Origin of the sequence: Candidatus Puniceispirillum marinum IMCC1322, from assembly GCF_000024465.1 — a bacterium.
In the GTDB taxonomy this organism is placed as follows: domain Bacteria; phylum Pseudomonadota; class Alphaproteobacteria; order Puniceispirillales; family Puniceispirillaceae; genus Puniceispirillum; species Puniceispirillum marinum.
This window is the reverse complement of sequence record NC_014010.1, coordinates 1398677-1422304: the sequence shown is the minus strand read 5'-3', so window position 1 is coordinate 1422304 and position 23628 is coordinate 1398677. Positions and strand designations below refer to the sequence as shown.

The following is a 23628-nucleotide window of genomic DNA, read 5'->3' as shown; positions in this document are numbered from 1 at the left end:
TTCATTACCCACCACGCCATTTGCGATGTTTGAATAGTTTGTTATTATAAAATTGTTACTATTGCTAACGTGATATTTAAAATGATGTTATCAAAAGATGCGTAAATCGGGAATGGAAATAAAAACGATAAAAATTTCCTCAGAAGAGGGTGATCTGATTGTGTATTTTGAACCCACATCAGGAGAATACACATTTTTGTCTGAAGACAAAGGTGCCCTCTTCTCGTTGTCAGGAGAGACAATGGAAAATTTAATCGATTTTACGCGAAAACTCAAAACCCCTCAGGTTGTCACGAGGGAAAAAGCATATAATGTCGAGGACAAGAGAAAAACACACCCAAATGCCTATAAAAAATGGGAAAAAGAGGATGACGATCAATTGATTGATATGTGGAAACGCGGTTTGAGCGTTTCAGTCATGTCAGATGAATTGATGCGAAACAAGGGTGCAATAAGAAGCAGATTATCAAAACTTGGATGTGATGTTGTTCATAAGAAACCAAACGCTTTGGTTGGGGACAATATATCCATTTCATTGGTTGTTGAGGACGGATACTGCAATGAGTGTGGCGTTCAAATTGATCCAAAAAGGTTAGAAGCGATCTCGGAGGCAAAACAGTGCACTGAATGTGCTTCTAAGATGCCATTTGAAAAACAGAGAATTGAAGAACCTCTTGGAAGTAGGGATGACTTTCGTAAAGATCGTAATTCTTGGAGGAGGACGAATTCTTAGTAATTAAGGAGGTGTCTCTATTGCATTTATAGATTACAAATCTTGTCTCAGTTTTTGGGGGGGGTGTCTTGTTATTCCTAATCAGGTTGAATACTTCGATTCCAGGCATCAACAAACTTTGTGTCCACGATATTTTTACTCCCGTCTGAACTGCCTCACCTGTTTCATTCTTCATTTCCCATTTAACCTGGATTTAGGATTTCTAAACCATCTTAAAGAGGAAGGTGGGTCTGCATGTTTATGCAAACCCCTAAGGATTATTCTCACTTCCTTTTTTGCAAATGATTATGCAACCCTTCCCAACAATTGATTGCCTTTTGAAATCTTATCCAAGACAAGATTTTGGTTTTTCATGGTCTCGTTTCCAATTAAACAATACACCTCACCATCTGTTCCAATGAATGGATCAGGTGCATAGTTTGGAGAGAAATGAACATTTCCTGATTCATCACACCAAGAGTTTTTTAACATCATCATATCTTCTCTTGTGTTTTTAGGAATAAAACCAGACTTGCTCAAATAATCTTCCGGAAGGGGGAACTTCTCAACATCCGGTATTTCGTGTTCATCTTGCAGAAATCCGATAACCCTGACTTGTTTTTCCGATGTTCTTTTCTTTTCCATTTTTTTCTCCTTATAAGTAGTGAGGTTGGAAAACCTCTGTGTTTCGTGAAGAATTATTTCCTCACTTTCTTTATTCATCTTAAAGCAAATGAATGAGGATATCGAATTAACAAATTAAAATATTTTTATTTCGATACCCTATTTTTTTCAAATGTAGTCGATATCTCTGGATATGTTCATCTCCTTAAATTTACGTTTCATTTGTTTTTTGTGACTTTTGAACCAAGATGGATCGCTTGGACTCCATCCAATGGTTGCTCTGAGTGTAACTGTCTCACCTGAATCATTCTTCATGTCCCACTTAACTCTAATGTGCTTGTTTTGAACCATTTCAAATGAGGAAGGTGGGTCTGCTAACTTACGCAAACCTCTCAGAATGGTTCTGATTTCCTTCCTACACATGATTATTTAACCTGCTCAAAATCAACAACGGGAACTGGAAGTCCAGTATTGCCCGCAGTGTAAAATTTGAGGGGTATATCAACTGGTGTAACACCTTGGTTGATTAACTGGTCTGCAATCAATTTATGATAGAATGCTTTCAGTGCATTAATCTCTCCATCGTGATCAACAAAGTCTCTAAATTCCATATCATCGAAAAGATCATCGAGTTTATCTGATATTTCTTCATTTGCTTTGGTCATTATTCCCTCAATAATTGCCAATGCTTCTTTTTTATAGGTTTCCATTTTTTTCTCCTTATGAGTTGTGGGGTTGGAGAACCCCGAGTTGTTGAGGGGGAATTCCCTCAATTTGTATTTACAGTTTACCCCATTAAATTATGGGTATCGAAAATATATATTTTATTGATTTTATTTCGATACCCAAATAAAATTTAGAAAATTGGAGTAAAACTTATGAAACTTAGATGGAAAACCAAAGGTGAAATGACCCCTTTCGATAGATCGACTTATTCCTGTCTCGTGAATGGAAATGTTCCCGAAAAGGGTATCGAACTACTTCATTCAAGTGAGGTCGCAATGGAGAGTGCGGCAAGACGGGCATATAGAGATAAAACGGTTGTCTATAGTGACGAAGCATCACAGAACCGTCCATCCGCACGCACAAACATCGAAACAGGAAAAACTCTGGATAAAGGCATCCAGTTATATCGTCTGTGGTTCAGATACTTGAAACTGGCGCTGGAACTAGAAGAAATGAAGGTCTCCATTGTAGTTAAAAACCAAATGGAAGTTCGCAACTACTCACTTGCACCCAAAGATGTCATCCAAAGGATGGAAGTAGAGTTTGAGAAGAAGAAAAAAGGTAAAAAGAAGAGTGAGCACTCTGGTGGTGACAGGGAAGCAGTCTGGAAACTGAAACAGATTGAAAGGGTAAAAGTTAGGAGAAGTGCATATAAGGGGTGGGATTTAGATCAGGTTCTTAACCAAACCTTCGACAACTGGTGGAAAACCCACTCACATCTCTTTGAAGGATATGCACCCACCTTTCTCAACTCAAAAGAAGATTGGGTTGATAATGATGACTTCATTTATATCCGTATCGATAAAACTTCTCAAAGAAGAGACATTCAAAAGTTTTTGAATGAAGAGATTTCGGTAAGATTGAAGGGAAAAACCTCTAAAAAGTTCAAGATCAGTGGAAAGAGTCCAAGAGTTAATGTGATTCAGAACAACTACAATGCACTGGTTCTTACCCTCAAAGGTTGGTCTCCAAAGGAAATCCTTTACGACAACAACATCTATATTCGGAAAACAGATGACTCCAAGTTTAGTAGTCGAGGAGATGGTCTGCGTCCAAAGTTCTCAACAGATAAATCTGCACGAAACTTCATCCTCAAAAACAAGATGCATGGTGTTTGGCATCTCCTTGAAGTGTGTAATGGACGATTCGGTGTTTCCCCACCCTCAAAATAGACAATGAAGGTTAAAACCAAAAAATTATCTTATCTGTAATGATGATAGGAAGTCGTGTATCGGTGCCGATACCAAGAGTTGAACGGTTAGGTATTTATCCGAAGGGAGCGTTAATCCCTACTCTCCCCAAAGACTGCTTCAAACTCTTCATCAGATAGAGCATTTGGGTTTCCACCCAGCGATTCTAATAGTTCTTGGTCTTGAACAAAAAAACCAAGTTTTTTGAGTTTTTCAACAACGTCCTTGCCGTTACTTCTAATATTTTCTGTGGATACAGCGGTTATACCATTTATTTCTTGATTTGCGATTTTCTCAGCAATTTGTTGCGCTTCTCTTACTTCAAGCGGGGTCATATTTTTTTCTAACTGGTTTCTTTCCTTAATTGCATTTTCATGTTTGCCAGTTGCTGCGATGTTCAACCAGGCATGTGCCTGAATTTTAACGTCATGGTCTTTATAGAGTATACCTAAACAAAATTGTGCATGAGGTAACCCTAATCTTGATGCTTTCAAAAGATAGTTTTCCGCTCCGCTAACATCTTTTTCGGCACCCTTTCCAGTCATGTTACAAATACCACAATTCATAAGCGCCTCTGCAGATGGTAATGCTCCATTCAAAGGTTCCGCTGCTCTTCTCCACCACCCGTAAGCACCATTCATGTTCACATCTACACCGATGCCGTAATAGTAACAGTGAGCAAGTTTGTTTTGCGCTTTTTGGTTATCTTTTTTTGCTGCTTCTGTTAACCAGTATATCCCTTTTTCATAATTTTGAAGGGCGTCAACACCATCCATATACAGCATGCCAAGGTCAAACTGTGCTGGAACATAACCCTTCTGTGCGGAAATTTCGAGGCAGCGAATGCCGTCTTTTGTTTGTTTTCCACCTTTTAATTCTCCATTAAGTAAATATTTTCCTTTGAAATAATTTGCTGATTCTTCGCCCTGTTGTATCGCCAATTCAAAATACTGAAACGCTTTCTCCACATCTCTTTTTACCTGTTTTCCAGAGTCAAATTGCAGACCCAGAAAGGCAGAAGCAGGACCAAATCCTGCCTTTGATGATTTTTGATAATATTTAAGAGATTCGTTGGGGTCAGCGTTTACGTGCTCACCTTTTTCAAACATTCGCGCGAGATAATATAATGCTTTTGGGTGTTCTTTTTCCGCAGCAATTTTAAAACAGTTAAACGCTGTCTCGTGGTCTACATACGCACGCTTACCATGAATAAGTTCAACGCCCATGTAGTTCTTAAATCCCAATTCAAATTGAGCGTCAGGGTCTGAATCTTTTGATATTTTCTTGATGTCATCATTGGTCATGAATCTACGCTATCTTTACCCATCGTATTCAAATTAAAAAATGACTTAAGTCGACCTTATCACGAATTTTTCCAAACCTAAAATGGTCATCAGAATTCTTCCTGTATCACACGACTAAAGGTATGTGATAACAGCATTTTTTTCCAAAACCCTATCATTAGACTTGATTTAACTGATAAAAATGATATTATCAAATAGTCTAATAGTCTATTGATAAGGATAATTATGGAAATAGGTTACGCAAGAACCTCGACAGATCACCAGAAATACTCTTTGGAAGATCAAATCGAGAAACTTACCCAAACAGGGTGCGAGAAGATCTTCTCTGAAGAAGTTTCAAGTGTTTCTAATAAACGACCAGAGTTCTCAAAGGCAATTGAGTTCGCACGAGATGGTGACACTCTCGTTGTTACCACCTTGTCTAGATTTGCTCGGTCAATCTGTGATCTCTGGAAAAATGTCGAAAAACTTGAGGCAAAAGGTGTGTCTTTTAAGATCCTCGATATGAATCTAGATACCAAAACCCCAACTGGAAAACTTCTCCTGTCGATGTTGGGTGCAGTCTACCAGTTTGAAAGGGAAATTCTTCTGGAACGGCAAATGGTAGGTATTGAGAAGGCAAAACGAGAAGGTAAGTTCAAAGGTCGTGTCCCAACTGCGAAACGCAAACAGAAACAGATCATAGAACTTGCAAAAGAAGGTCTAAAACCAAGTCAGATTGCAAAACAGTTGGGTATAGGTGTCGCCTCTGTCTATCGTTACAGAGATGCCTAGACGGGATTAGGTAGGCATTTTATTTGACAAGTCGATACGCTGCAGTATTGAAACGGCACCGAGCACCCTTTTTTTGAATGTTTTTGTCAGATTTCCGCTAAGGGTGATTTTTGCGAGTCACTTTGTATTCTTTTCCGCACTTATATGAGTTGTGTCCTGGAAATTGTCACTTTAATCCTCTTTGATTCCTATCCATCTGAGCGTTCTGTTCACCCAGCAGCAATGTCTGTTGAGAAATCTCACCAAACATCTTCACCAGCACCTTGCGTGCGGCAATCTCATCTTTTGATTTGATGTATTCGTTACCGAGCGTGACGAGTTTCTTACCCGATGCGTCTATGCGTTGTTTGAGTTGATGTATGTCCATACCTCTGTTCCTTTCAGAGGTATTTATGTAGGTAAAATATTGTAATGAAGATAATTTTAGTATCAGATTTAGTTGCTTCTTGGTGAGTAGGCAGAAATGGACTTTCAAAATAAGAATTATATTTACTTAGATTTTGAGACTGACACAAAAATGGTGAGTTTTTTATTGCGGGCATCAAGCAAAATGGTGCCTTCAATCAGGTTACTTTGAACCCAGGACTATCGGGTTTAGCAAGCGAGCATGAAATGGATGTGCAAACTCCATCGAGTTTTGCAAAAAGTCTTCTCCAATCAGCGGATAGTCATTCAGTTATTGTCGCATACAGTATCCCTGAGAGGGATCTATTGCGTGATTTGGTTACTGATGGAGCAAAACTTTATCCTGATCTCAAATACGTCAACCTTCTTCGTGTTGCAAAACGTTGGGTCAGAGATTATCGGCAGGACGATTTTGACGCGCTACCGCCGTTCAGAAAAGATCCAAAAAGATGGGGAGCAAAAAGATTGCCTAACTCTCTGGCATCTATAATGCGTTTGACAGACTTTCCAGCGCCTTTTGACTATGCGCCTGGAAAAACATCTACCAAGTTCAAAACCGTGAAATCTGCCTTAGAGAAGAAAAATCAAACTTATGAATTGTTGACCTCCAAACAAAAAAAGAAAGCAACCGAGTCTCTGAAGCATAATAAATTTGATGTAGAGGCGTTGGAGGTTCTACTGATGGAAATCATAAAAACGGATTCGTCTCTTCTTAAACCCCAAATAAAACCCCTTTTTTGTTGAACTAGAGTTCAACTTCATCCTCAAATTCTATCCCTCTATTTTTGAGAATATTTACCAGACTGGATTTAGAACGCTGGAATATACGCTCTAATTCATTAAGGTCTTTATGAGATGAATACATATGTTCAACGAGTGCAAATTCTTCTTCAGTATAGGGGAATCTATTATTCAATAATTTGCCTTCAAGAAAATTAAGTTCTCTTGATGAATGGAAGTCAAATTCAAGAGTTTTCCATTTTTCATTGACGAATGTCATCGACTCTAATTCTTCAATCTTTACAAAATCACCACTGTCTATGTGTAATTGGTTGGGGTGACGTTTTATTGTTTCGTTTTCATCCAAATATTTTTTTATGTCGGAAACGACAACTTCATTCCTCCATGGTGAATTTGCCTCAAGAGTTTCTCCAGTAATTGGATGGATGTTTCTTAGAACATCTATCAAAAAACGCACATCTTCACGTTTTTGGGAATCTCTTCTTTTTTCATCAGTTTCAACCTTAATAGTAGTGAGTTTTGCAACTCGCATTGAAACAGAAGCGACTGTCCTGCCCATAAGTTCAGCAATTTGCGCATGCTTAAGATTAACATTTAGATACCTAATGAGTTGCTTATCTTCTTCTGTTGTCCATTTCATTCCAGAATTATCATTCGGAGTCAGCGGATCTGTCATTTGAGCACACCATAAAAACTTACTTATTGGATTTTCTATATTTCAGAAGGATGTTACTATCAATCTGAAATAAATGCCATTTTTACGTTGATTTGATTTTGATAGACTTAAAGAGAAACAGTAAGAAAGAATTAGTGCCTGCGACCGGTAAAAGAGTTCGCGCATCATCTATCTACAAACCCAATCAAAGCGAAGACTTCAAGATTAGTAGAGGTAAGTTTTCTGACTTTCTTACCTGTCCTCGATGTTTCTATATGGACAGGGTGATGGGGTTAGATTCGCCTGGAACGCCCGGATGGACGCTAAACGAAACCACCGACCTTCTTCTCAAAAAAGAATTTGATGAGTGTCGTGCAACTCAAACACCTCACCGCTTGTTTCTGGAAAATGGATTGGAGCACCTCGTTCCATTCCAACATCCAGACATGGACAAATGGCGGGATTCACTTCGCCATGGTTTGATGACACGGTTTTTGGATACCAACATCATCCTGACAGGTGGCGTTGATGATATCTGGCAGAATACTGAAAGCGGCAAACTGGTTGTTGCAGACTACAAGTCACAAGCGAACACCAAAGAACTAGAACCTAATTCATACCTCTCAGATCCATATAAAGAGGGTTACAAGGTTCAGATGGACTTCTACGCCTATCTTCTTCAGCAGATGGGGTTTGAAGTTGAAGACACCGCTTATTTCCTTGTTTGTAACGCAGATAGAATGGCAAACGGTTTTTACGGTGAGATGAAGTTTCAGGAGGTTTTAATACCTTATAAATGGAACTCAGACTGGATTCATGGCAAGGTTATTGAAATGATAAATTTACTAAATGATAACAAAATGCCAGCAGCGAACCCAAGTTGTAAGAATTGTGCATATGCGCGGCAAAGAGCGATATTTGAGGGATAAGTCTTATGAAATTGAACGATAACGAGATACGAGATATCACCCGCTGTTTAGAAGAGGGCAAACCCTTGCCAGACAAATATCGGTTTATGTTGTTTGGCGATGATAGGGAAATTGAACTTGTTTGGAATGGCAAGTCAGGTGATGTCACCAATGTTGTCCTCCCTTTCCAGACTATCGAGCACATTGATGAACCTCGTCCAGAAAAGGATGTTGCCGCGCAACCCGATCTCTTTGATCTCGCAACGGGTCGTCAACTGAAGGGTTGGACAAACAAACTGATTTGGGGTGATAACAAATTCATTTTGTCGTCTCTCAAAAATGGTCCTTTGCGAGAAGAGATTGAGGCAAATGGCGGCATCAAACTGATATACATCGACCCTCCCTTTGATGTTGGCGCAGACTTCACTATGGGCGTTGAGATTGGCGAAGAGATTTTTGAAAAAGAGTCAAACGTATTGGAAGAAATTGCTTATCGAGACACTTGGGGAAAGGGTCAAGACTCATTTATTTCAATGCTTTATGAACGGTTGATCCTTCTGAAGGATTTGCTTGCGCCTGACGGTGCAATATACGTTCATTGCGATTATCGAGTTAGCGCCTACGTCCGACTTATACTCAGTGAAATTTTTGGAGAAGGGTCATTTCGCAATCAAATAATTTGGAAAAGAACCAGCGCGCACAATGATCCCGCCAGATATGGGATTATCGATGACCATATTTATTTTTTCTCCAAATCTGCGACTGATTGGATTTGGACCGACCATCGCACCGAATATCAAGACTGGTATGTTGAGAGATATTACCGTTATCAAGATGAGAAAACAGGGAAAAGATTTTTGTCCCGAGATGTCACAGCGCCGTCTCATGGCAGTGATGCAGGAGTATATGAGTGGAAGGGCAAATATCCCCCAAAAGGACGAATGTGGGCATATACCAAAGACAAAATGAAACAAATGGACGAAGCAGAAAGACTTTTTTATACGTCAAATGGCATTCCAAGATTAAAGCAGTATCTCGATGAAATGGATGGTGCTTCCATCCAAACTATTTGGGATGATATTCTGCCGATAGTTTCGTGGTCTGATGAGCGTTCTGGATATCCCACCCAAAAACCTGAGGCGTTAGTGGATCGGATCATTCAGGCATCCACTAACGAAGATGATATTGTGTGCGACTTCTTCATAGGTTCAGGCACTACAGCGGCGGTAGCAGAAAAATTAGGTAGAAAATGGATATGTTCAGACCTTGGTAAATTCTCCATTCATACTGCTAGAAAACGCCTTATTGGTGTGCAAAGAGAACTCAAAAAAGAGGGCAAAAACTATCGTGCTTTTGAGGTTCTTAATCTTGGTAAATATGAGCGAGAATTCTTTGTTTCGGGACTGTCTGAACTTGATGAAAAGGCAGAACAGCAGGTTGAAAACAACCGTGAACTCGCATTCAATTCTCTAATCCTTCAAGCGTATCAGGCGGAACCCGTTTCTGGTTTTCGCACCTTTCGTGGAAAAAAGAATAATCGTGTGATTGCAATTGGTCCGGTGAATATGCCTATTTCGCGTCTGTTCGCTGAGCAGGTTGTTGCCGAATGCGTTGAAAAGGGCATTACAAAGGCAGACTTGCTTGCTTTTGAATTTGAGATGGGTCTGTTTCCAAGCATTCAGGATGAGGCATCCAACAAAGGTGTCGATCTTGTCCTTAAACACATTCCCAAAGAGGTGTTTGATAAGCGCGCTGTCGATCGTGGCGAGGCGAAGTTTCACGATGTCGCGTATATCGATGTGCGGGCGCATATCGATGGAAATAATGTCGCCATTGAACTCACCAATTATTCTGTTTTTTACACACAGGGAATTACATCACTGACTGAAGAAAACCTAAAAAGCGGTAAAAGTCAGGTTGTCGTTGAAAATGGTCAGGTGCTTAAAATCAGCAAAGACAAGGACGGTATTACCAACCCTCGTGAATCTCTCACCAAAAACTGGCACGATTGGGTAGACTATTGGTCTATTGACTTTGACTACGCGTCTAAAAAAGAAATAATTCATGAACGTGACCCAAATACGGGTGAGGATGTCCCAAAATGGACAGGGTCATATATTTTTGAGAACGAATGGCAGTCCTTTAGAACGCGGCAAGACAGATCGATTGAATTGAAGTCTGTTCCATATGAACTTCCCCCTGGACGAAGAAAGATCGCTGTAAAAGTTGTTGATATTTTTGGCAACGACACCATGAAAGTGATTGAAGTGACAATAGGAGGGAAAATCTAATGGCAATGCATAAAGACTTCCCAACATCGCCACATGAAATTCTAAAACCTGATGTTCGTTGGTTTCCTGCAGATGAGACTTTGCGTGACACATCTTATGAAAAACTTATGCCTCCATTGGTGCCTGAGTTACGCCAAAAAGTCTTTGAATGGCGCAATAATGGATATCCTGATGTAAGTGATACCAGTAGAACACTGTTGAACTGGTGGTTCAAAACTCCGCATCCAATTCCTCATGCTGACGGCACTATTGGTAATTTTGAATATTACTTTGCGCAACGTGAGTCTGTTGAGACGGTTATATATCTGCATGAATTTGTGAAGGTTAAGGACAAGCATGATCTTTTGCGTTTTGACACTCGCGGGGTTGTTCCACCAAAATTGATTGAAGAGACATGGCGACGCTATGTTGTAAAAATGGCAACAGGTAGTGGCAAGACAAAGACCATGAGTCTTCTCCTTGCATGGTCTTATTTTCACAAAAAATATGAAGAAGACTCCGATCTTTCAAAAAATTTCCTTGTCATCGCACCAAACATTATCGTTCTGGATCGACTCAGAACTGATTTTGATGGGTTGAAGATTTTCTCTGAAGATCCTGTGTTACCTGACAATGGGACTGACGGACGAAACTGGCGCAGTGATTTTCAACTCACTCTACATATCCAAGATGAGGTCGGTCCGTTAAATTCAAACGGCAATATTTTTCTTACCAACATCCATCGCGTTTATGATGACAAAACGCCAGCACCAACTGCTGAAGATGAAAACTCGATGGATTACTTCCTTGGTAAAAAACCACAGGGAAAAACCACAGATTCGGGTGTTGATTTAGGTCGCATTATTCGTGATATCGATGAACTTGTGGTCATCAATGATGAAGCGCATCACATCCACGACAGTAAATTGACATGGTTCAAATCGATCGGTGACATCCATAACAAACTTAAACAAAAGGGTTCACAACTGGCGTTGCAAATAGATGTGACTGCGACGCCTAAGCACAACAATGGTGCGATATTCGTGCAAACCATTGCGGATTATCCATTGGTTGAAGCAATCACGCAAAATGTTGTGAAACACCCAGTTCTTCCAGACTCACCTAGTCGCTCAAAACTATCTGAAAAACAAAGTTCGGTCTTCACTGAAAAATATGGCGACTACATCAATCTTGGTGTGACTGAGTGGCGCAAGGTCTATCCAGAGCATGAAAAACTTGGAAAGAAAGCAGTCTTGTTCGTTATGACCGACGACACCAAGAACTGTGATGCTGTTGCAGAGTATCTAGAAACCACATTCCCTGAGTTCAAAGATGCCGTTCTGACAATTCATACCAATCGGAATGGTGAAATTAGCGAAAGCGCCTCATCTAAAGCGTCTAAAGATGAATTGGAAAAACTTAGAAAACAATCTAACGAGATCGATAGTTGGTCTTCCCCCTATAAGGCGATTGTTTCGGTTCTGATGCTCAAAGAAGGGTGGGACGTCAGAAATGTTACAACTATCGTTGGTCTAAGAGCATTTGCTGCACCGTCAAATATCTTACCAGAACAGACACTTGGGCGCGGGTTAAGGCGAATGTATCCAGGAAGCAGTGGTGAAGAATATGTGAGTGTCGTTGGCACCGAAGCATTTATGGATTTTGTTGAGTCCATTCAGACAGAGGGCGTCGAACTTGAAAAACGGGCAATGGGAACAGGCACTGAACCCGTTGCACCAATGATAATTGAGGTTGAAGAAGATGGCGGCAAAGATATCGACAAGTTAGATATTGAAATTCCAGTCCTCACTCCTCGTGCTGTTCGCGAGTATAAAAATTTGAATGATCTTGATCTTGATACCCTTCAATTTCAGATTTCAGATTATTATCAATATTCTGAAGAAGAGCAGCGGGAAATAGTGTTTCGAGACATAACAACTGATGAAGTTACACATACCACAGTATTGGATGGTGCAATCTCAACAGACTACCGCAGTGTCATTGGTTATTTTGCACAAACCATTCTAAAGGATCTTCGTTTATATGCCGCCTACGATGTTCTGTATCCAAAAGTGCAGGAGTTTGTTCAGGATAAACTATTTGGAAAATTTGTTGATTTAGAAGATGCTAACACACTCCGTAATTTGAGCGAACCAAATGCATCGCGAACAATATTTGAGACATTCAAATCAGCGATCAATGCACTAACCATCAGAGATACTGGTAATGCAGAAATTCGTGACAGCATAAAAATTCGCAATGTCCGTCCATTTGTTGTTAAGGATCAAAAGAACATCACAGCGAAAAAGTCTGTCTTCAATAAAATCGTTGGTGATAGCGTCCTTGAGTTACGATTTGCACAGTTCTTGGAGCGTGTCCCTGATGTGGTGTCCTACGCTAAGAACTACACACAAGTAAATTTCAAAATTGACTACATTGATGCAACTGGAAACATTGCTAATTACATCCCAGATTTTCTGGTGAAGGTTTCTGACACAAAGACATTCGTAGTTGAAACCAAAGGTCTTGAGGACTTGGATGACCCTCTAAAGATTAAGAGACTGCGTCAGTGGTGTGCTGATGTTAATGCATCGCATTCAGATGTAGAGTTTGATTTCGTTTATGTGGATCAGGAAAAGTTCGACAGACTAACTGGTGCGGATGGAAGATCACAAAACGAACTTGCCACCTTCTCAGACCTTGTTTCAAGTTTCACTGCTTACAAGGAGTAGATAGATTTAACTAGGGAGTGAAGGAGCGATGGTGGCAAAAGAAATTTCATTTCCAGACTTTTTAAGAGCAGTTGCAATTCCAATGTTTGGATTTGCAATCGTTAATCCTATGGGTCCAACGTTTATGGGATTTGCGATAGGCAAAACCAATTCCGGAAATTCGAGTCTTCTTTTCTTTTCGTTAAATCCTTTCAGTCAAACAGCAGAGGAAATATCAACATTTAATTTTGACCCTCATAATATTGATGCTGACAGTTTGCTCAAAGATTATGGTTTATGTTTTGAAATAGATAAATTTTTGGTTGGGAAAAAGTCTGATGGACAAGAGTTTGCGACCCCGACACTTCTGTTTGGAAATCTTGGCGGTGAAACGAAAGAAGCACTAGATGAACAACAACTAATAGTTCTATCCATCATTAGGCATTCTAATGATCCTTTGAGAACCCTTCAAAATCTCACTGCTTACCCAATGAATGTTATGGAAAGAGTTTCCCACGAAATGTCTTTGAGTTCATTTGGGTTTGATAATAACGAAGAAAAACAAATTCCATCGAATGAGCAGTTAATCGAGATAATTGGTCATATTTGTAATCCTGAACACATAAAACAAGAGTTCAAGGGGTTCAACATTGCTTGGGAAGGCGCAATCAATTTTCAGAGAGAGAATGGTAATGTTCAATTGGCAGATAGCGCACTTGGTCTTGAAGAGAGTTTGGGTGTAATCGGCAAGTTGTTTCCCTCATTGTCTCAATTGATGATGGAAAACTAAAACATATGAAATCATCATTTACTGAATGCTTTGTCGCTGAAATTGACGAAATGATAAAAGATGAATTAGGGGCAGATGTGTTTTGTTTGCCTCCGAGCGGATATGATTATGATGGCGAAGTGAAACCCATTTACTCAACCCATTCGGAACATTACTTGGTTTTTCTGCTAAAAATTTTGCCCGCTAGCGGCAAACCAAAATTCATGAACATCTATTGCAGCGACGGAGGTGTTTTTGCGCATAGATCTAAACTTAAAGATGATAGCAGTGAATTGATGTTTCCTACTGAGGAAGGTTGGACTGAGTTCTGAGACCCCCCAAAAAAAGATTGGATGAAGAATATATCTTAGGGGGTATCTGAACAGAAATTATTGATAATCCAGGAATGTTACCTTCTTAATTCATTTTGGTTATCGCAATAATAATAATTCTGGAATACATCTTTCATCACACCAAACAATCGCGTTTTGTCGGTATTTTTTGCCTAAACGCTGTGCATTCTCTTTTGAAATGCCGATCGCAAAGTAACTTGGTTCTCCCTCCCAGTTACCATCTGGATCTGCTCCAAAACCAGTAAAAATTTTGCAATTTAGTGCCGATAAATCAGAATAGAGTTGTTCTTGCGAAGACTCGTTTTCAACGAGTGTTTTCTCAATACTTTCTGGATTGTATGCCGTAATGAAGCAACCGGTGTTGTGATCGAATTTTGAGAGCATTGATTGGAGGTCTTCGCTCAATACTCCTACTTTAAGAACAAATGGTGTTTCATAATTTACCTCAAAATTTGTTGCTTCGTATGCTGCAACTAATTCACTCGGTAATACGGTTTTAATATCACTCATTGAAAGACTGCTCTTGTGATTTACCAGTCAAATCTGGTTGTTTGCTCGGGTGAAATTTCATTAAGGTCTGATGACCAACCATTTGCCTTTAACCAGTCATCAATGCGTGGGTCTTCAAAATCAGAAAATTCAATTTTGTTATTCTCATTTGGAAATGGTTCAGTGTCATACCCACAATAGTAATCACCTAATAGTTTGAATACCGGTTCACCATCGACTTCTTCAATCGGTAGATATTCTCCGTCCTCGTCCTCCTCATATTCAGCATCTTCCATATGCACTAAAGAAATTGGTTTTTCGATTGTAAATACAAACTCGTTTTCACTGACTTTTTTGAGCATCAAACAGCGGACATGGCAGTCCCCTTGAGTTAATGAAAACTCTAAACAATCGACCTCATTTATGTCTCCAATGGACATTTTTGAAGCATAGTTTATCCAACTCATAAGTCTCCTCCCAATTAGGAACTTGCAATATCCATACTTTATGTTACCATAAAAACAGGCATTTAATTACCAACTTGTGCGCCCTGACTTTCGTCTAAAGCACTAAAGCGGAGGAAAGCATGACAAACGTCATCAAATTACCTATTCCCCAAAACACACCTAATAAACTTCCTCGAAAGCGTGTCTTTTATCTCGGATGGCGCTACGTAGGACCAATGTTATGCCAGGATATTCAGCACCTTTATCTCAAAAGAAAGGGCATGAGTAACGGCACTCGGTGGTGGGGAATGATCACCTATGGAAAATATGATGATTGTGACCCTCGTGAATACTCTCTCGAACTTGAAGAGTGTGAAGAAGAAGCGGTTCCAGATTTACTGAGAATGTTTGAAATGGAGTCTGAAGTATCGTTTGAAGATTTAAGGGGCATGGGATGGCGTGGTCATTGTGACTACAGAGCGGAAATAATTGATTTCAGCAATATTCAAACACTAGGAGGGTGAAGTGAGCAAAGTTAAAACAATTTGTATGGAAAACCACTCGCATGACGGCGAGGTTTTAAGACAAGAACTAGTTACCTACCGAAAAGTCGGAGGTATTTTGGTTAAAGAAAAAGTTGAGAGGGTCTTTTTTGGAGATGGGAAGTGTTCGGATAGTTTTTCAAGCACTCCCCTTACTAAGGAGAATGTATGAATCCAAAACATGATGCGTTTCTGAACGTAATCCTCAAAACACAGGTTAAAATTGAGTTTGAGAGTGACCCAGTAATTACTGGTTCTTCAGAAGTGAAGGACGTTGCACCGCTCTCAAAAGATGCTCTGAAGTCTCTTCAAGAATTTGTTTCATTCTGCAAAGACTCAGAATTGCTTTGTCGTCCTAGTTTGCCCAGTTGTTTTATTGACGGGATATACCAAAAGAATGGGGTTTATTTTGAGGTCGACTGCGTTTGGAGTGATGCGAAGGAAAACAATTGCATAACCGTTATCCGCGTTTCAAAAGAATATGCTGAACAAAAATCTACTGAAGTTGAAAAAACTAATGAGGTTCTGTCTGAATACGATTTCATAAATTCAATTACAGCACATGACATCTACCCTCCGGATTACCCGCAAAACTACTTTGATGTGGAACTGAATGAGAGTTTCAAAGCAATTTATAAGAGACCCGAGGATAAAGAAGATCTAAATCCTCTTGGAAATTTTCACAGACGCAAATCTATCCATAACGATATTTTGAGAACAATAGAAAGGATGAAATCAGAAAAAATTGATTTTAGAAATTTTGAAGATTTTCAGAGCGACCATTTCAAGGTCGAGGTTATGGTCAAAGCACGCTCAACAGAAGATTAAAGATGAACTTAGAAGTGGGATTTATGCGAGAACATAAATTTTGGGAAATTGATCGCAGAGAAAACTCTGGTCACGTCGACTCATGGTTGGAATATTTGTGCCTAGAAAAGACTGGTGGTGGTAATTTCGTTCTATCAATTAAATCGCATGTCATTATTGACAGTGAATATAATAGAGAAATCATCTCTCAGTTTTATGACGAAGGCACAGGCGAATACGACCTTCCTGATGAGATAAATGGGATAAAAGTCTTAGGTTGGAATGCTGAATTTCTTCTGGGTGTGGATATAGAAAACAATTTCCAATACACGAGACTGGAACTAACGAAAAATGATTTTGAGCAGTCAATTAGACAATGGATGAACGTGATCAATTGGGATGTCACCGCGCATCAACTCTCACTGATAAAGAAAATTATTTGTCAGTGATCTAGAACTTTGAGGAACTCAGTAATTGGATCTTACTTTTGAAGATAAAATAGAGTGGATTTATCGACGAATTAAAAACACGACTGTTGAGATTAACTCTGTTGTCCCAGACTCATGGAACGCATCACCATCAGAAGAAGACCATTTTGTGTTTGAGGCGATGAATGAGTTAATATCTATGTCAGAACTTATTGTCGTGCCTCCAGTTGCATTCGACGATAGTGATGGCGTCTACAAGTTCAGAGATATTCATTTTTATAGATTGTTTATGCCTGCAGATGATGGAGCACTAGACTACAAACCTTTCAAAATACAGTTGGTAGGGAAACTTAGCAAAGATGAAGCAACTGAGAAAAAAAGAAATTGGTCAATCGAGAGAAACCTAATCAATGAAATGTTGTCGAAGAATCCATCTGAAGAAAAAATAAGTGATTTGCAACAGCAATTGGGGGATCGATATGAGAGTCCTTACACTCTCGTGCCTCCTCCGAGTGGAGATGAAAACTCATGAATTGTGTTTTTCATATTCCCCATGCGTCGACTGTTATTCCAGAAGAATACCTGCAGCACTTCTTGCTCAACGACGAAAAATTGAACGAAGAAATTCTTAAAATGACTGACCATTACACAGATCAGTTATTTGAGTTTGACACTATCACCCAAAAAACTCTCAAGTTTCCTGTTTCTAGGTTGCTGGTAGATCCAGAGAGGTTTGTTTCTGACTCAGAAGAAGTGATGAGCAAAGTAGGTATGGGTTGCATTTATGAGAAGACGCATAACGGTAAATCACTCAAACATGGATCAAAAATTCGTGATGAATTGATCAGAAGGTATTATCAACCACATCATGAGAGATTCACCGATATGGTTGATGAATGTCTCAAGTTAAATTCCAAATGCTTGATAGTCGATTGTCATAGTTTTCCTAAAAACCCCTTGCCCTATGAATTGATACAGGAACCTAACCGTGCAGAAATATGTATTGGCACTGATGGTTTTCATACTCCGGATTGGTTGTCCAAGCATTTAGTGGATGATTTTAGAGACTCAGGGTTCTCAGTCGCAATAAACAAACCTTTCTCTGGTTCAATTGTTCCAACTGCCCATTGGCAACGCAAAAAAGAAGTAAGTTCAGTGATGATAGAGATTCGCCGAGATCTATACATGAATGAAGAAACAGGTGAAAAGTCAGATAATTTTGCTATGGTAAAAGAAGTTATTTTTAATGCAATTTCAAATCTTACATAATCAAAATGTTTTCTCAGAGTGAAAAAACAAAACTAATTAAAATGCTAGAGACTTGCATTCAGGAATTTCATGCAATGGCATACATAGAATCACGAACTCTTTTTGAGGTTTCTGAAATTATTGAATTTGAGGAAGAATCTCTTTCAATCAAACTTAAAAATATAAAATACTGCGTTCTTGATTATGGAGATGAATTATGTAGTCAAATCCCATCTAGCATCTCTCACGAAGTAAGTGAATACACGTTTACATGGGTTGATTTTGAACATTTGCAGAACTTAGAGACCCCGACAGATATCCAATTTCATGATGAGAAATTAGTGATAGACGGAATTGATTGGGATGATCCTGAACTACCCAAAGAAGTGATTGAAAATTTGGGACCTATCGATTTTGTTGAACTAGGTTCAGATCTTGAAGAATCCTATGAACATCTAGACAGCATTGATTATGCAGACTTTCCTAAATCTCTTCTTCCCATAATAAAAAGAGCGATTGAAGAATATAGAAACTACAAGACTGAGCAGAAAATATGAATCTAGAAAGAGCAATTCAAATTGCAGTGGAAGCACACGCAGGAGCAAAAGATAGGGGTGGCAAAGCATACATCCTTCACCCAATAAGCGTAATGATGCGATGCGAAACAGATGAAGAAAAGATAGTCGCAATCTTGCATGATGTTGTTGAAGATACTGATTGGACTTTTGAGGCACTTCGTGAGGAAGGGTTTACAGAAACGATTATCGAAGCACTAAAAACTGTTACCAAGCACTCTGAAGACGAAGACTATGACGAGTTTGTTCAGCGTTCTTTGAAAAATGAGATTGGACGCAAAGTTAAGATTGCTGATTTAAGAGAAAATCTTGATGTTACCCGTATCGGTGAACTTACCGACAAAGATATTGAGCGCATCAACAAATACAAACGAGCACTTAAGACTTTGACAGAGTGTTAGTGACTAGAATATCCGCTGGCGTCGCTAGCAACTTCTCTGAACACCCTCTCAGTTCATTTTGATATGAACCCACACCAGATCAGTCAAAGCGCACTGGTCGGTGATTGGTCGACTGTTTCCAGATGATTTCGAGAGAATTGTTCCCTAGTATGATATCGATAGAGCGAAAATAAATATAATTATGGCAATTAGAGAGGGATATGATGAAACCAGAGATGAGATTAGCGGTCCTCAGCACCTTCTCCCTTTTTTCGCTATACGCTATTCACCGTATACTTGATGTTATCTACCATGTCTCTCAATCAAGTATTTTCGCAATCGCAAATGCAAACTTATCAGTCCCTTTGGGTGACGCTATTACGTTACTGCTAATAGCAGTATTTTTGAGTTTGGGTCTAGTATTGCAAAATCGTTTTAGTAGGTGGGTTTCGATTCTAACTGCATTCTGGTTTCTGGTTGTGGTTTTGTCTGAAATTAACCCTAAAACAGGTTTTTTGCGTGTCGAAAGTTTTGTAGAAAACTCACCAATAATTGATCAATTTTGGACGCCTATACTCACTGCCACGCCGCTTTGGTTAGTCGGAATTACGGCAGTTTTTCAAATATATTATCTAGCAATAAATCGTAGGTTTCGAGATACGTTTTTTGGTGAAACTTTAGTGAACGGGAAACAAAGAACTGTTTTTCGGAAGGTTTATCTCGGCATAATTATTTTCATTGTTGTGGCAGTGGTGGCGTTGATAATTTGGGACTTGTTACGGTTATTTGGTTAATTCTTAGAGGTTTATGAGTTCTTTCTGCCAGAGAGAAGGTTCACGAGTGGGGCAAAACCAGAGAGAAATTCATAGTAAGTGGTTTTTCAAACCAGTTGAGATGTTACAGACCAACCTTGCAACCATCGATAAAAATCAAGATGGAAGGATATTGTTTGTCGCTGAAACGGGATGGGTTTTTGACGAGTTGAGTTACCCCGATAACGAGACTGCTGAGAGAAAACTGAGGTTAAATGGTTTCAAAAGGTGTGATGAAGATCCTGCCTTTGAGACACTCTCGTTTATTCCAGACACCTTACATGAAGGCACACCCAACCCTGTCTATTCTTCAGGCAAGCATTGGAGGGAGTGAAGTTGTTTGGAACCCAAACAACTTAGTGGATTTCATTTTGGGTATTCAGAGTTGCTTTTACTAAAGGAGTTAATTTGACTGAAAAATATATGGAAGATGGTGAGACCTACACCGAGGAGTGGAAAACCGAAGTCTGCAAACATCCTGTGATTTTGGATATTTTTTCTTACTTATTCAAAACAAACGATAGAAGTGTTGCTCCATCGCAAAAGACAGAGAATGAACTGGATAAAATTTATGAAGAATTTTTCAGAAATATTTCTAATGCGGCAAAGAAATTTCATGAGTTGGGTGCGGACGGTTTAGAAGAATGGGTGACTGTTCAGGACGGGTTAAACCTTATGAACAGTATGCTTTATCAATTATTCCCTGACATGAATTCCAAACGTGAGAGAATAGAGACCTATAAAATCGTTAACCAAATGTTCTGGGGTGAATATTTTTATCACCATGGTGTAGATGGCGCGAAACGCGTCGGCAAAACTGATGAACTTTCTGTATGGCAAATTGCGAAAATGTTTGCCGAAGACTATTGGAAGTTTGGTGAAGAGGAGTTCATGCCAACATTTGCCCTTGGCGTAGAATTCGTCGAGAAACACATCCAAGAAAATTTAGAACCTGAAAAGAAACTTGAGTTGATCCAAAACCTACTGGTTCGCTTTGGATACAGTGAAGACGCGAAGAATGGTTTTATGTTTTTCCTCGGTGGTTCTATTCTTTTGCCCAGAACCAAAGATGACGTGGAAAACCTGCAAATCGCTAGAGAACAAATTTCAAAATTTGACATAAACGAAGAATACGAGCAGTTGCTCGGACCACTGCGGGATATTTATTTGCAACGGCATTTTGAGGAATTTGTTTGGCGTTTGGGTGTTGAACTTGAACCCAGAAAAATCCCAATTCCAAATTCGGACGTTGAGGTGAGTGAATTTGAGTTCAAAAATCATAAAACACTCGATGAGACTGACACGAAAATCGAAACATATTTTGAACGAGAAGATTTTCTCAATCGTATGCTTGTCGGAATTGGCAAGGAACTCTCATCAAATGACTATGATTTAAGGCAGTCATTCAAAGCAGGTATTTGCTTTTTTAATGTTAAGGCGCAGGTGGACGCGAATTGCACAACAGAAATATTGCGTGCAGTAAATGGTTCATTAACCCCAATCATTGACTTTATTACCATGGTCGGTCGTTCACCGACTGACGTATTTGATGGTTATTTGGATATTCAAATTTCTCTTTACACTATAATCCGAGTTCACTCAGAAGAGTTTTGTAAGGTTTTGTGGGGATTCCAGTCTTTTGTTTTTTACAAAGACCAAAAAGAAATTGTTGGTGTTTCTGAATTGAACGTTTCGGAATTTCAGGAACATTGTCGAGGAATGGTAATCGAGTATTTGAGTGTGACAGATCCAGCGTTGCTACAAGCAGTTGCTGAGAAGAAAGAGCATTTGGATATGTTCCCGCGAATAGTGTCTGGAATTGATGAACGCGAGTCATTTGAGTTGGCATTTAGAGACGCTTTTGGAGAGATGAAACCAGAGGGTTATCACGGTGATGTCCATGTTAAATCTCTGATAATTTATTCATACTTCAATGTGATCTGTGAGACTATTTTGTCATCACCGGAGCAAGTCACTATTCAGTGAATTGAGCATCTCAGATCGAGCAGGACTCTCAATTACCTAATGAGTCCCTCTACGGTGTCTGTTAAACCCTCTCTGACTTCGTTTTGACATGAACCCACACCAGAACAGTCAAAGCGCACTGGTCGGTGATTGGTCGAGGTTTAATCACCACAAATCTGGTTTAGATAGCGGAGATACACACTCAAACTGAATTGGGTGTTCTGGAACAGGAGTGTCAGTCAACATCATACCTGTCCAACCGAATGGATATTGTAATGTGTATGGTGGCACAAATGAGTGTCCAATCTCTTCCCTGAAACCGAACCTTCCATAGTAGGCAGGATCTCCATAAACCAACAAAACCCCAATACCATCTTTGGTGAGCATATCTATTCCAGATTTTATGAGGTTTGAACCAACACCTTGTTTCTGATGTTCTGGAGACACAGCAAGAGGCGCAAGAATGTATCCACAGATACTAGAGACAGATTTCAAAAAGATTGGACTATAGGACACATAACCAATTACTTGATTATAAATTTTAGCGACTAATGACTTAATTGATGGACTAGTGACTTCTCTGGAGAGTTCTTGAACAAGGTTCATGATGACTTTGTTCTCTTCATCAGAAAACGCAGATTCAATAACCTTTAGGATTGAGTCCAAATCTGTTTCTTGAGCAAGTCTAATGTTCATGTCTAAGTTTCTGCGACATTCTGAAGCAATATGTCAATTAAGGTGGACAAAATTCATATTAAGTAGCGTTATGTGACTATTATTTTTAGGAGATTTATGGGGGTTTGGCGTGAAACAAATACTGTTGTTTTTCTGCTTTGTGTTTGGTTTTTCCAACATTGCGTTAGCAGACGGCATTAAATTTAAGCAACTTGAAATTGAATATGCGTGGATCAAGGAAACCCCACCAAATCATCCTGTTACAGGTGGATATCTTAAGATTGAGAATGATGGAAATACTGCAGATGTATTGATTGGTGTTTCAGCAAACTTTGCAATGAAAAGTGAAATCCATGAAATGAAGATGGAAGGGGATGTTATGAAAATGCGTCCTCTTGAGAATGGTCTAGTGATACCAGCAGATGGAGAGGTTTACTTAAAACCAGGCGGTTATCATTTGATGTTCATGAAACTCAAGCAACAAATGATTCCAATGGATGTTCATCAAGTGACATTAACATTCAAGAATAGTGGTTCTATTACCATTCCAATGACTGTTCATAAAATGTCTCATGGTATGAAGCATAGTCATTAAATCTGAACCCTTACCCACCGTGAGGTGGGTAAATGCACCTTCGGTGCATGGTCTAGATGTGAATTATAAATCTCTAGAATATCTAATCTGCGGTGTGTTCTAGACACACTAACCCCACCACAGGGAAAGCGTGTCTAGAACACAAATCTGCGTCTGCGTCCGTCAACACATCCAGTCAGAGAAACCTAATCGAATAGGTAGGGTGGGTAATCCGATATCCCTTTACACTCCACTAAACTACGGTAGCGATACAGAACCGACTGGATGATTACCTGTATCACTTGAGGGTTATTTCTCCCTCGTCCTGTTGGGAATCTTTATGCACCCATATCCAACTTTGGTGCGTCATAAAATAATAGTTGCCTAACCAAGTTCTGAACCAGAGTTTCTGTTTCTCAATGGGTTTGCACACTCACTTTTGGTTTGTCACCACCACCATCTCTAAGATGGATTTCATATAGTTATTTAGACGACCTGTTTGGTATGGATGTAAAAATAGGGGTATCGAATTCAAATTAAATTTT

General features: G+C 39.4%; 28 protein-coding genes. 20 read left to right on the top strand and 8 right to left on the bottom strand.

The annotated features are described in order from the left end of the window. Window positions 1-112: 112 nt before the first annotated feature. Window positions 113-733, top strand: a complete 621-nt coding sequence (locus SAR116_RS06635; RefSeq protein WP_013046162.1) for a TraR/DksA C4-type zinc finger protein — start codon at window positions 113-115, stop codon at window positions 731-733. A 285-nt stretch (window positions 734-1018) separates the two neighbouring features. Here SAR116_RS06635 and SAR116_RS06630 read toward each other — a convergent pair whose 3' ends face one another. Together SAR116_RS06630 and SAR116_RS06620 are read right to left on the bottom strand one after the other, a co-directional pair. After that, window positions 1019-1357 (bottom strand): hypothetical protein, encoded by a 339-nt coding sequence (locus SAR116_RS06630; protein ID WP_148212265.1) that lies wholly within the window; start codon window positions 1355-1357, stop codon window positions 1019-1021. A gap of 404 nt (window positions 1358-1761) precedes the next feature. Continuing rightward, window positions 1762-2046: a hypothetical protein gene (locus tag SAR116_RS06620; RefSeq protein ID WP_013046161.1), complete on the bottom strand. Its 285-nt coding sequence runs from the start codon at window positions 2044-2046 to the stop codon at window positions 1762-1764. Between the two features lie 168 nt (window positions 2047-2214). On the opposite strand from SAR116_RS06620, the gene SAR116_RS06615 reads away from it, so the two are divergent. Then, a complete protein-coding gene (locus SAR116_RS06615) occupies window positions 2215-3234 on the top strand; it encodes a hypothetical protein (protein ID WP_013046160.1) in 1020 nt (339 codons plus the stop codon). A 110-nt stretch (window positions 3235-3344) separates the two neighbouring features. Here the strand turns inward: SAR116_RS06615 and SAR116_RS06610 are convergent, their stop codons facing one another. Next, window positions 3345-4556 carry a tetratricopeptide repeat protein gene (locus SAR116_RS06610; RefSeq protein WP_041860818.1) on the bottom strand — a complete coding sequence of 404 codons (1212 nt, stop codon included), beginning with the start codon at window positions 4554-4556 and terminating at the stop codon, window positions 3345-3347. A gap of 225 nt (window positions 4557-4781) precedes the next feature. Between SAR116_RS06610 and SAR116_RS06605 the strand changes: the two genes are divergently transcribed. Continuing rightward, window positions 4782-5330, top strand: a complete 549-nt coding sequence (locus SAR116_RS06605; protein ID WP_013046158.1) for a recombinase family protein — start codon at window positions 4782-4784, stop codon at window positions 5328-5330. Window positions 5331-5496: 166 nt separating this feature from the next. Here the strand turns inward: SAR116_RS06605 and SAR116_RS06600 are convergent, their stop codons facing one another. Next, window positions 5497-5697, bottom strand: a complete 201-nt coding sequence (locus SAR116_RS06600; protein WP_041860817.1) for a hypothetical protein — start codon at window positions 5695-5697, stop codon at window positions 5497-5499. A gap of 245 nt (window positions 5698-5942) precedes the next feature. Here SAR116_RS06600 and SAR116_RS06595 point away from each other — a divergent pair, with 245 nt between their 5' ends. Further along, entirely contained in the window at window positions 5943-6479 is a 537-nt protein-coding gene (locus tag SAR116_RS06595) for a hypothetical protein (RefSeq protein WP_013046156.1), read from the top strand. Window position 6480: 1 nt separating this feature from the next. Here SAR116_RS06595 and SAR116_RS06590 read toward each other — a convergent pair whose 3' ends face one another. Next, complete coding sequence (locus SAR116_RS06590; RefSeq protein ID WP_013046155.1) at window positions 6481-7152, bottom strand: hypothetical protein; 672 nt, start codon at window positions 7150-7152, stop codon at window positions 6481-6483. A 98-nt stretch (window positions 7153-7250) separates the two neighbouring features. Between SAR116_RS06590 and SAR116_RS06585 the strand changes: the two genes are divergently transcribed. Genes SAR116_RS06585 through SAR116_RS06565 form a run of 5 tightly spaced genes read left to right on the top strand, consistent with a single transcriptional unit; the run spans window position 7251 to window position 14121 of the window. Next, window positions 7251-8060, top strand: coding sequence for a PD-(D/E)XK nuclease family protein (locus SAR116_RS06585; RefSeq protein WP_041860815.1), 810 nt, complete (start codon window positions 7251-7253; stop codon window positions 8058-8060). 5 nt (window positions 8061-8065) lie between these two features. Continuing rightward, complete coding sequence (locus tag SAR116_RS06580) at window positions 8066-10330, top strand: site-specific DNA-methyltransferase (RefSeq protein WP_013046153.1); 2265 nt, start codon at window positions 8066-8068, stop codon at window positions 10328-10330. After that, window positions 10330-13041, top strand: coding sequence for a DEAD/DEAH box helicase (locus SAR116_RS06575; protein ID WP_013046152.1), 2712 nt, complete (start codon window positions 10330-10332; stop codon window positions 13039-13041). Before SAR116_RS06580 ends, SAR116_RS06575 begins: the two co-directional genes overlap by 1 nt. A 28-nt stretch (window positions 13042-13069) precedes the next feature. Next, complete coding sequence (locus SAR116_RS06570) at window positions 13070-13810, top strand: hypothetical protein (protein ID WP_013046151.1); 741 nt, start codon at window positions 13070-13072, stop codon at window positions 13808-13810. A 5-nt stretch (window positions 13811-13815) separates the two neighbouring features. Next, window positions 13816-14121, top strand: a complete 306-nt coding sequence (locus SAR116_RS06565; RefSeq protein ID WP_013046150.1) for a hypothetical protein — start codon at window positions 13816-13818, stop codon at window positions 14119-14121. A gap of 99 nt (window positions 14122-14220) precedes the next feature. Here SAR116_RS06565 and SAR116_RS13250 read toward each other — a convergent pair whose 3' ends face one another. Further along, window positions 14221-14652 carry a DUF3293 domain-containing protein gene (locus SAR116_RS13250; RefSeq protein WP_049757497.1) on the bottom strand — a complete coding sequence of 144 codons (432 nt, stop codon included), beginning with the start codon at window positions 14650-14652 and terminating at the stop codon, window positions 14221-14223. A 20-nt stretch (window positions 14653-14672) separates the two neighbouring features. Further along, window positions 14673-15098, bottom strand: a complete 426-nt coding sequence (locus SAR116_RS06555; protein ID WP_013046149.1) for a hypothetical protein — start codon at window positions 15096-15098, stop codon at window positions 14673-14675. A 119-nt stretch (window positions 15099-15217) separates the two neighbouring features. On the opposite strand from SAR116_RS06555, the gene SAR116_RS06550 reads away from it, so the two are divergent. The 10 genes from SAR116_RS06550 to SAR116_RS06500 all read left to right on the top strand — a co-directional run bounded on the left by SAR116_RS06550 (window position 15218) and on the right by SAR116_RS06500 (window position 21855). Continuing rightward, window positions 15218-15601: a hypothetical protein gene (locus SAR116_RS06550; protein ID WP_041860813.1), complete on the top strand. Its 384-nt coding sequence runs from the start codon at window positions 15218-15220 to the stop codon at window positions 15599-15601. A gap of 186 nt (window positions 15602-15787) precedes the next feature. Beyond that, on the top strand, window positions 15788-16447 hold the full coding sequence (locus SAR116_RS06540) for a hypothetical protein (protein ID WP_013046148.1): 660 nt from the start codon (window positions 15788-15790) through the stop codon (window positions 16445-16447). Window positions 16448-16449: 2 nt separating this feature from the next. Continuing rightward, a complete protein-coding gene (locus SAR116_RS06535; RefSeq protein ID WP_041860811.1) occupies window positions 16450-16875 on the top strand; it encodes a hypothetical protein in 426 nt (141 codons plus the stop codon). A 25-nt stretch (window positions 16876-16900) separates the two neighbouring features. Next, window positions 16901-17386 carry a hypothetical protein gene (locus SAR116_RS06530; RefSeq protein ID WP_041860810.1) on the top strand — a complete coding sequence of 162 codons (486 nt, stop codon included), beginning with the start codon at window positions 16901-16903 and terminating at the stop codon, window positions 17384-17386. Further along, window positions 17383-18123: an N-formylglutamate amidohydrolase gene (locus SAR116_RS06525; protein ID WP_013046147.1), complete on the top strand. Its 741-nt coding sequence runs from the start codon at window positions 17383-17385 to the stop codon at window positions 18121-18123. Before SAR116_RS06530 ends, SAR116_RS06525 begins: the two co-directional genes overlap by 4 nt. A gap of 74 nt (window positions 18124-18197) precedes the next feature. Further along, complete coding sequence (locus tag SAR116_RS06520; RefSeq protein ID WP_013046146.1) at window positions 18198-18659, top strand: hypothetical protein; 462 nt, start codon at window positions 18198-18200, stop codon at window positions 18657-18659. Continuing rightward, a complete protein-coding gene (locus SAR116_RS06515) occupies window positions 18656-19078 on the top strand; it encodes an HD domain-containing protein (RefSeq protein ID WP_013046145.1) in 423 nt (140 codons plus the stop codon). The genes SAR116_RS06520 and SAR116_RS06515 overlap by 4 nt, the downstream gene beginning before the upstream one ends. Before the next feature lie 200 nt (window positions 19079-19278). After that, window positions 19279-19851 (top strand): hypothetical protein, encoded by a 573-nt coding sequence (locus tag SAR116_RS06510; RefSeq protein WP_148212264.1) that lies wholly within the window; start codon window positions 19279-19281, stop codon window positions 19849-19851. A 46-nt stretch (window positions 19852-19897) separates the two neighbouring features. After that, window positions 19898-20203 (top strand): hypothetical protein, encoded by a 306-nt coding sequence (locus SAR116_RS06505; RefSeq protein ID WP_041860807.1) that lies wholly within the window; start codon window positions 19898-19900, stop codon window positions 20201-20203. Between the two features lie 74 nt (window positions 20204-20277). Beyond that, window positions 20278-21855, top strand: a complete 1578-nt coding sequence (locus tag SAR116_RS06500) for a hypothetical protein (protein WP_013046144.1) — start codon at window positions 20278-20280, stop codon at window positions 21853-21855. Between the two features lie 144 nt (window positions 21856-21999). On the opposite strand, the gene SAR116_RS06495 is transcribed toward SAR116_RS06500, so the two are convergent. After that, window positions 22000-22530, bottom strand: a complete 531-nt coding sequence (locus SAR116_RS06495; RefSeq protein ID WP_013046143.1) for a GNAT family N-acetyltransferase — start codon at window positions 22528-22530, stop codon at window positions 22000-22002. A 109-nt stretch (window positions 22531-22639) separates the two neighbouring features. On the opposite strand from SAR116_RS06495, the gene SAR116_RS06490 reads away from it, so the two are divergent. After that, window positions 22640-23104 (top strand): copper chaperone PCu(A)C, encoded by a 465-nt coding sequence (locus SAR116_RS06490; RefSeq protein ID WP_013046142.1) that lies wholly within the window; start codon window positions 22640-22642, stop codon window positions 23102-23104. Window positions 23105-23628 lie beyond the last annotated feature (524 nt).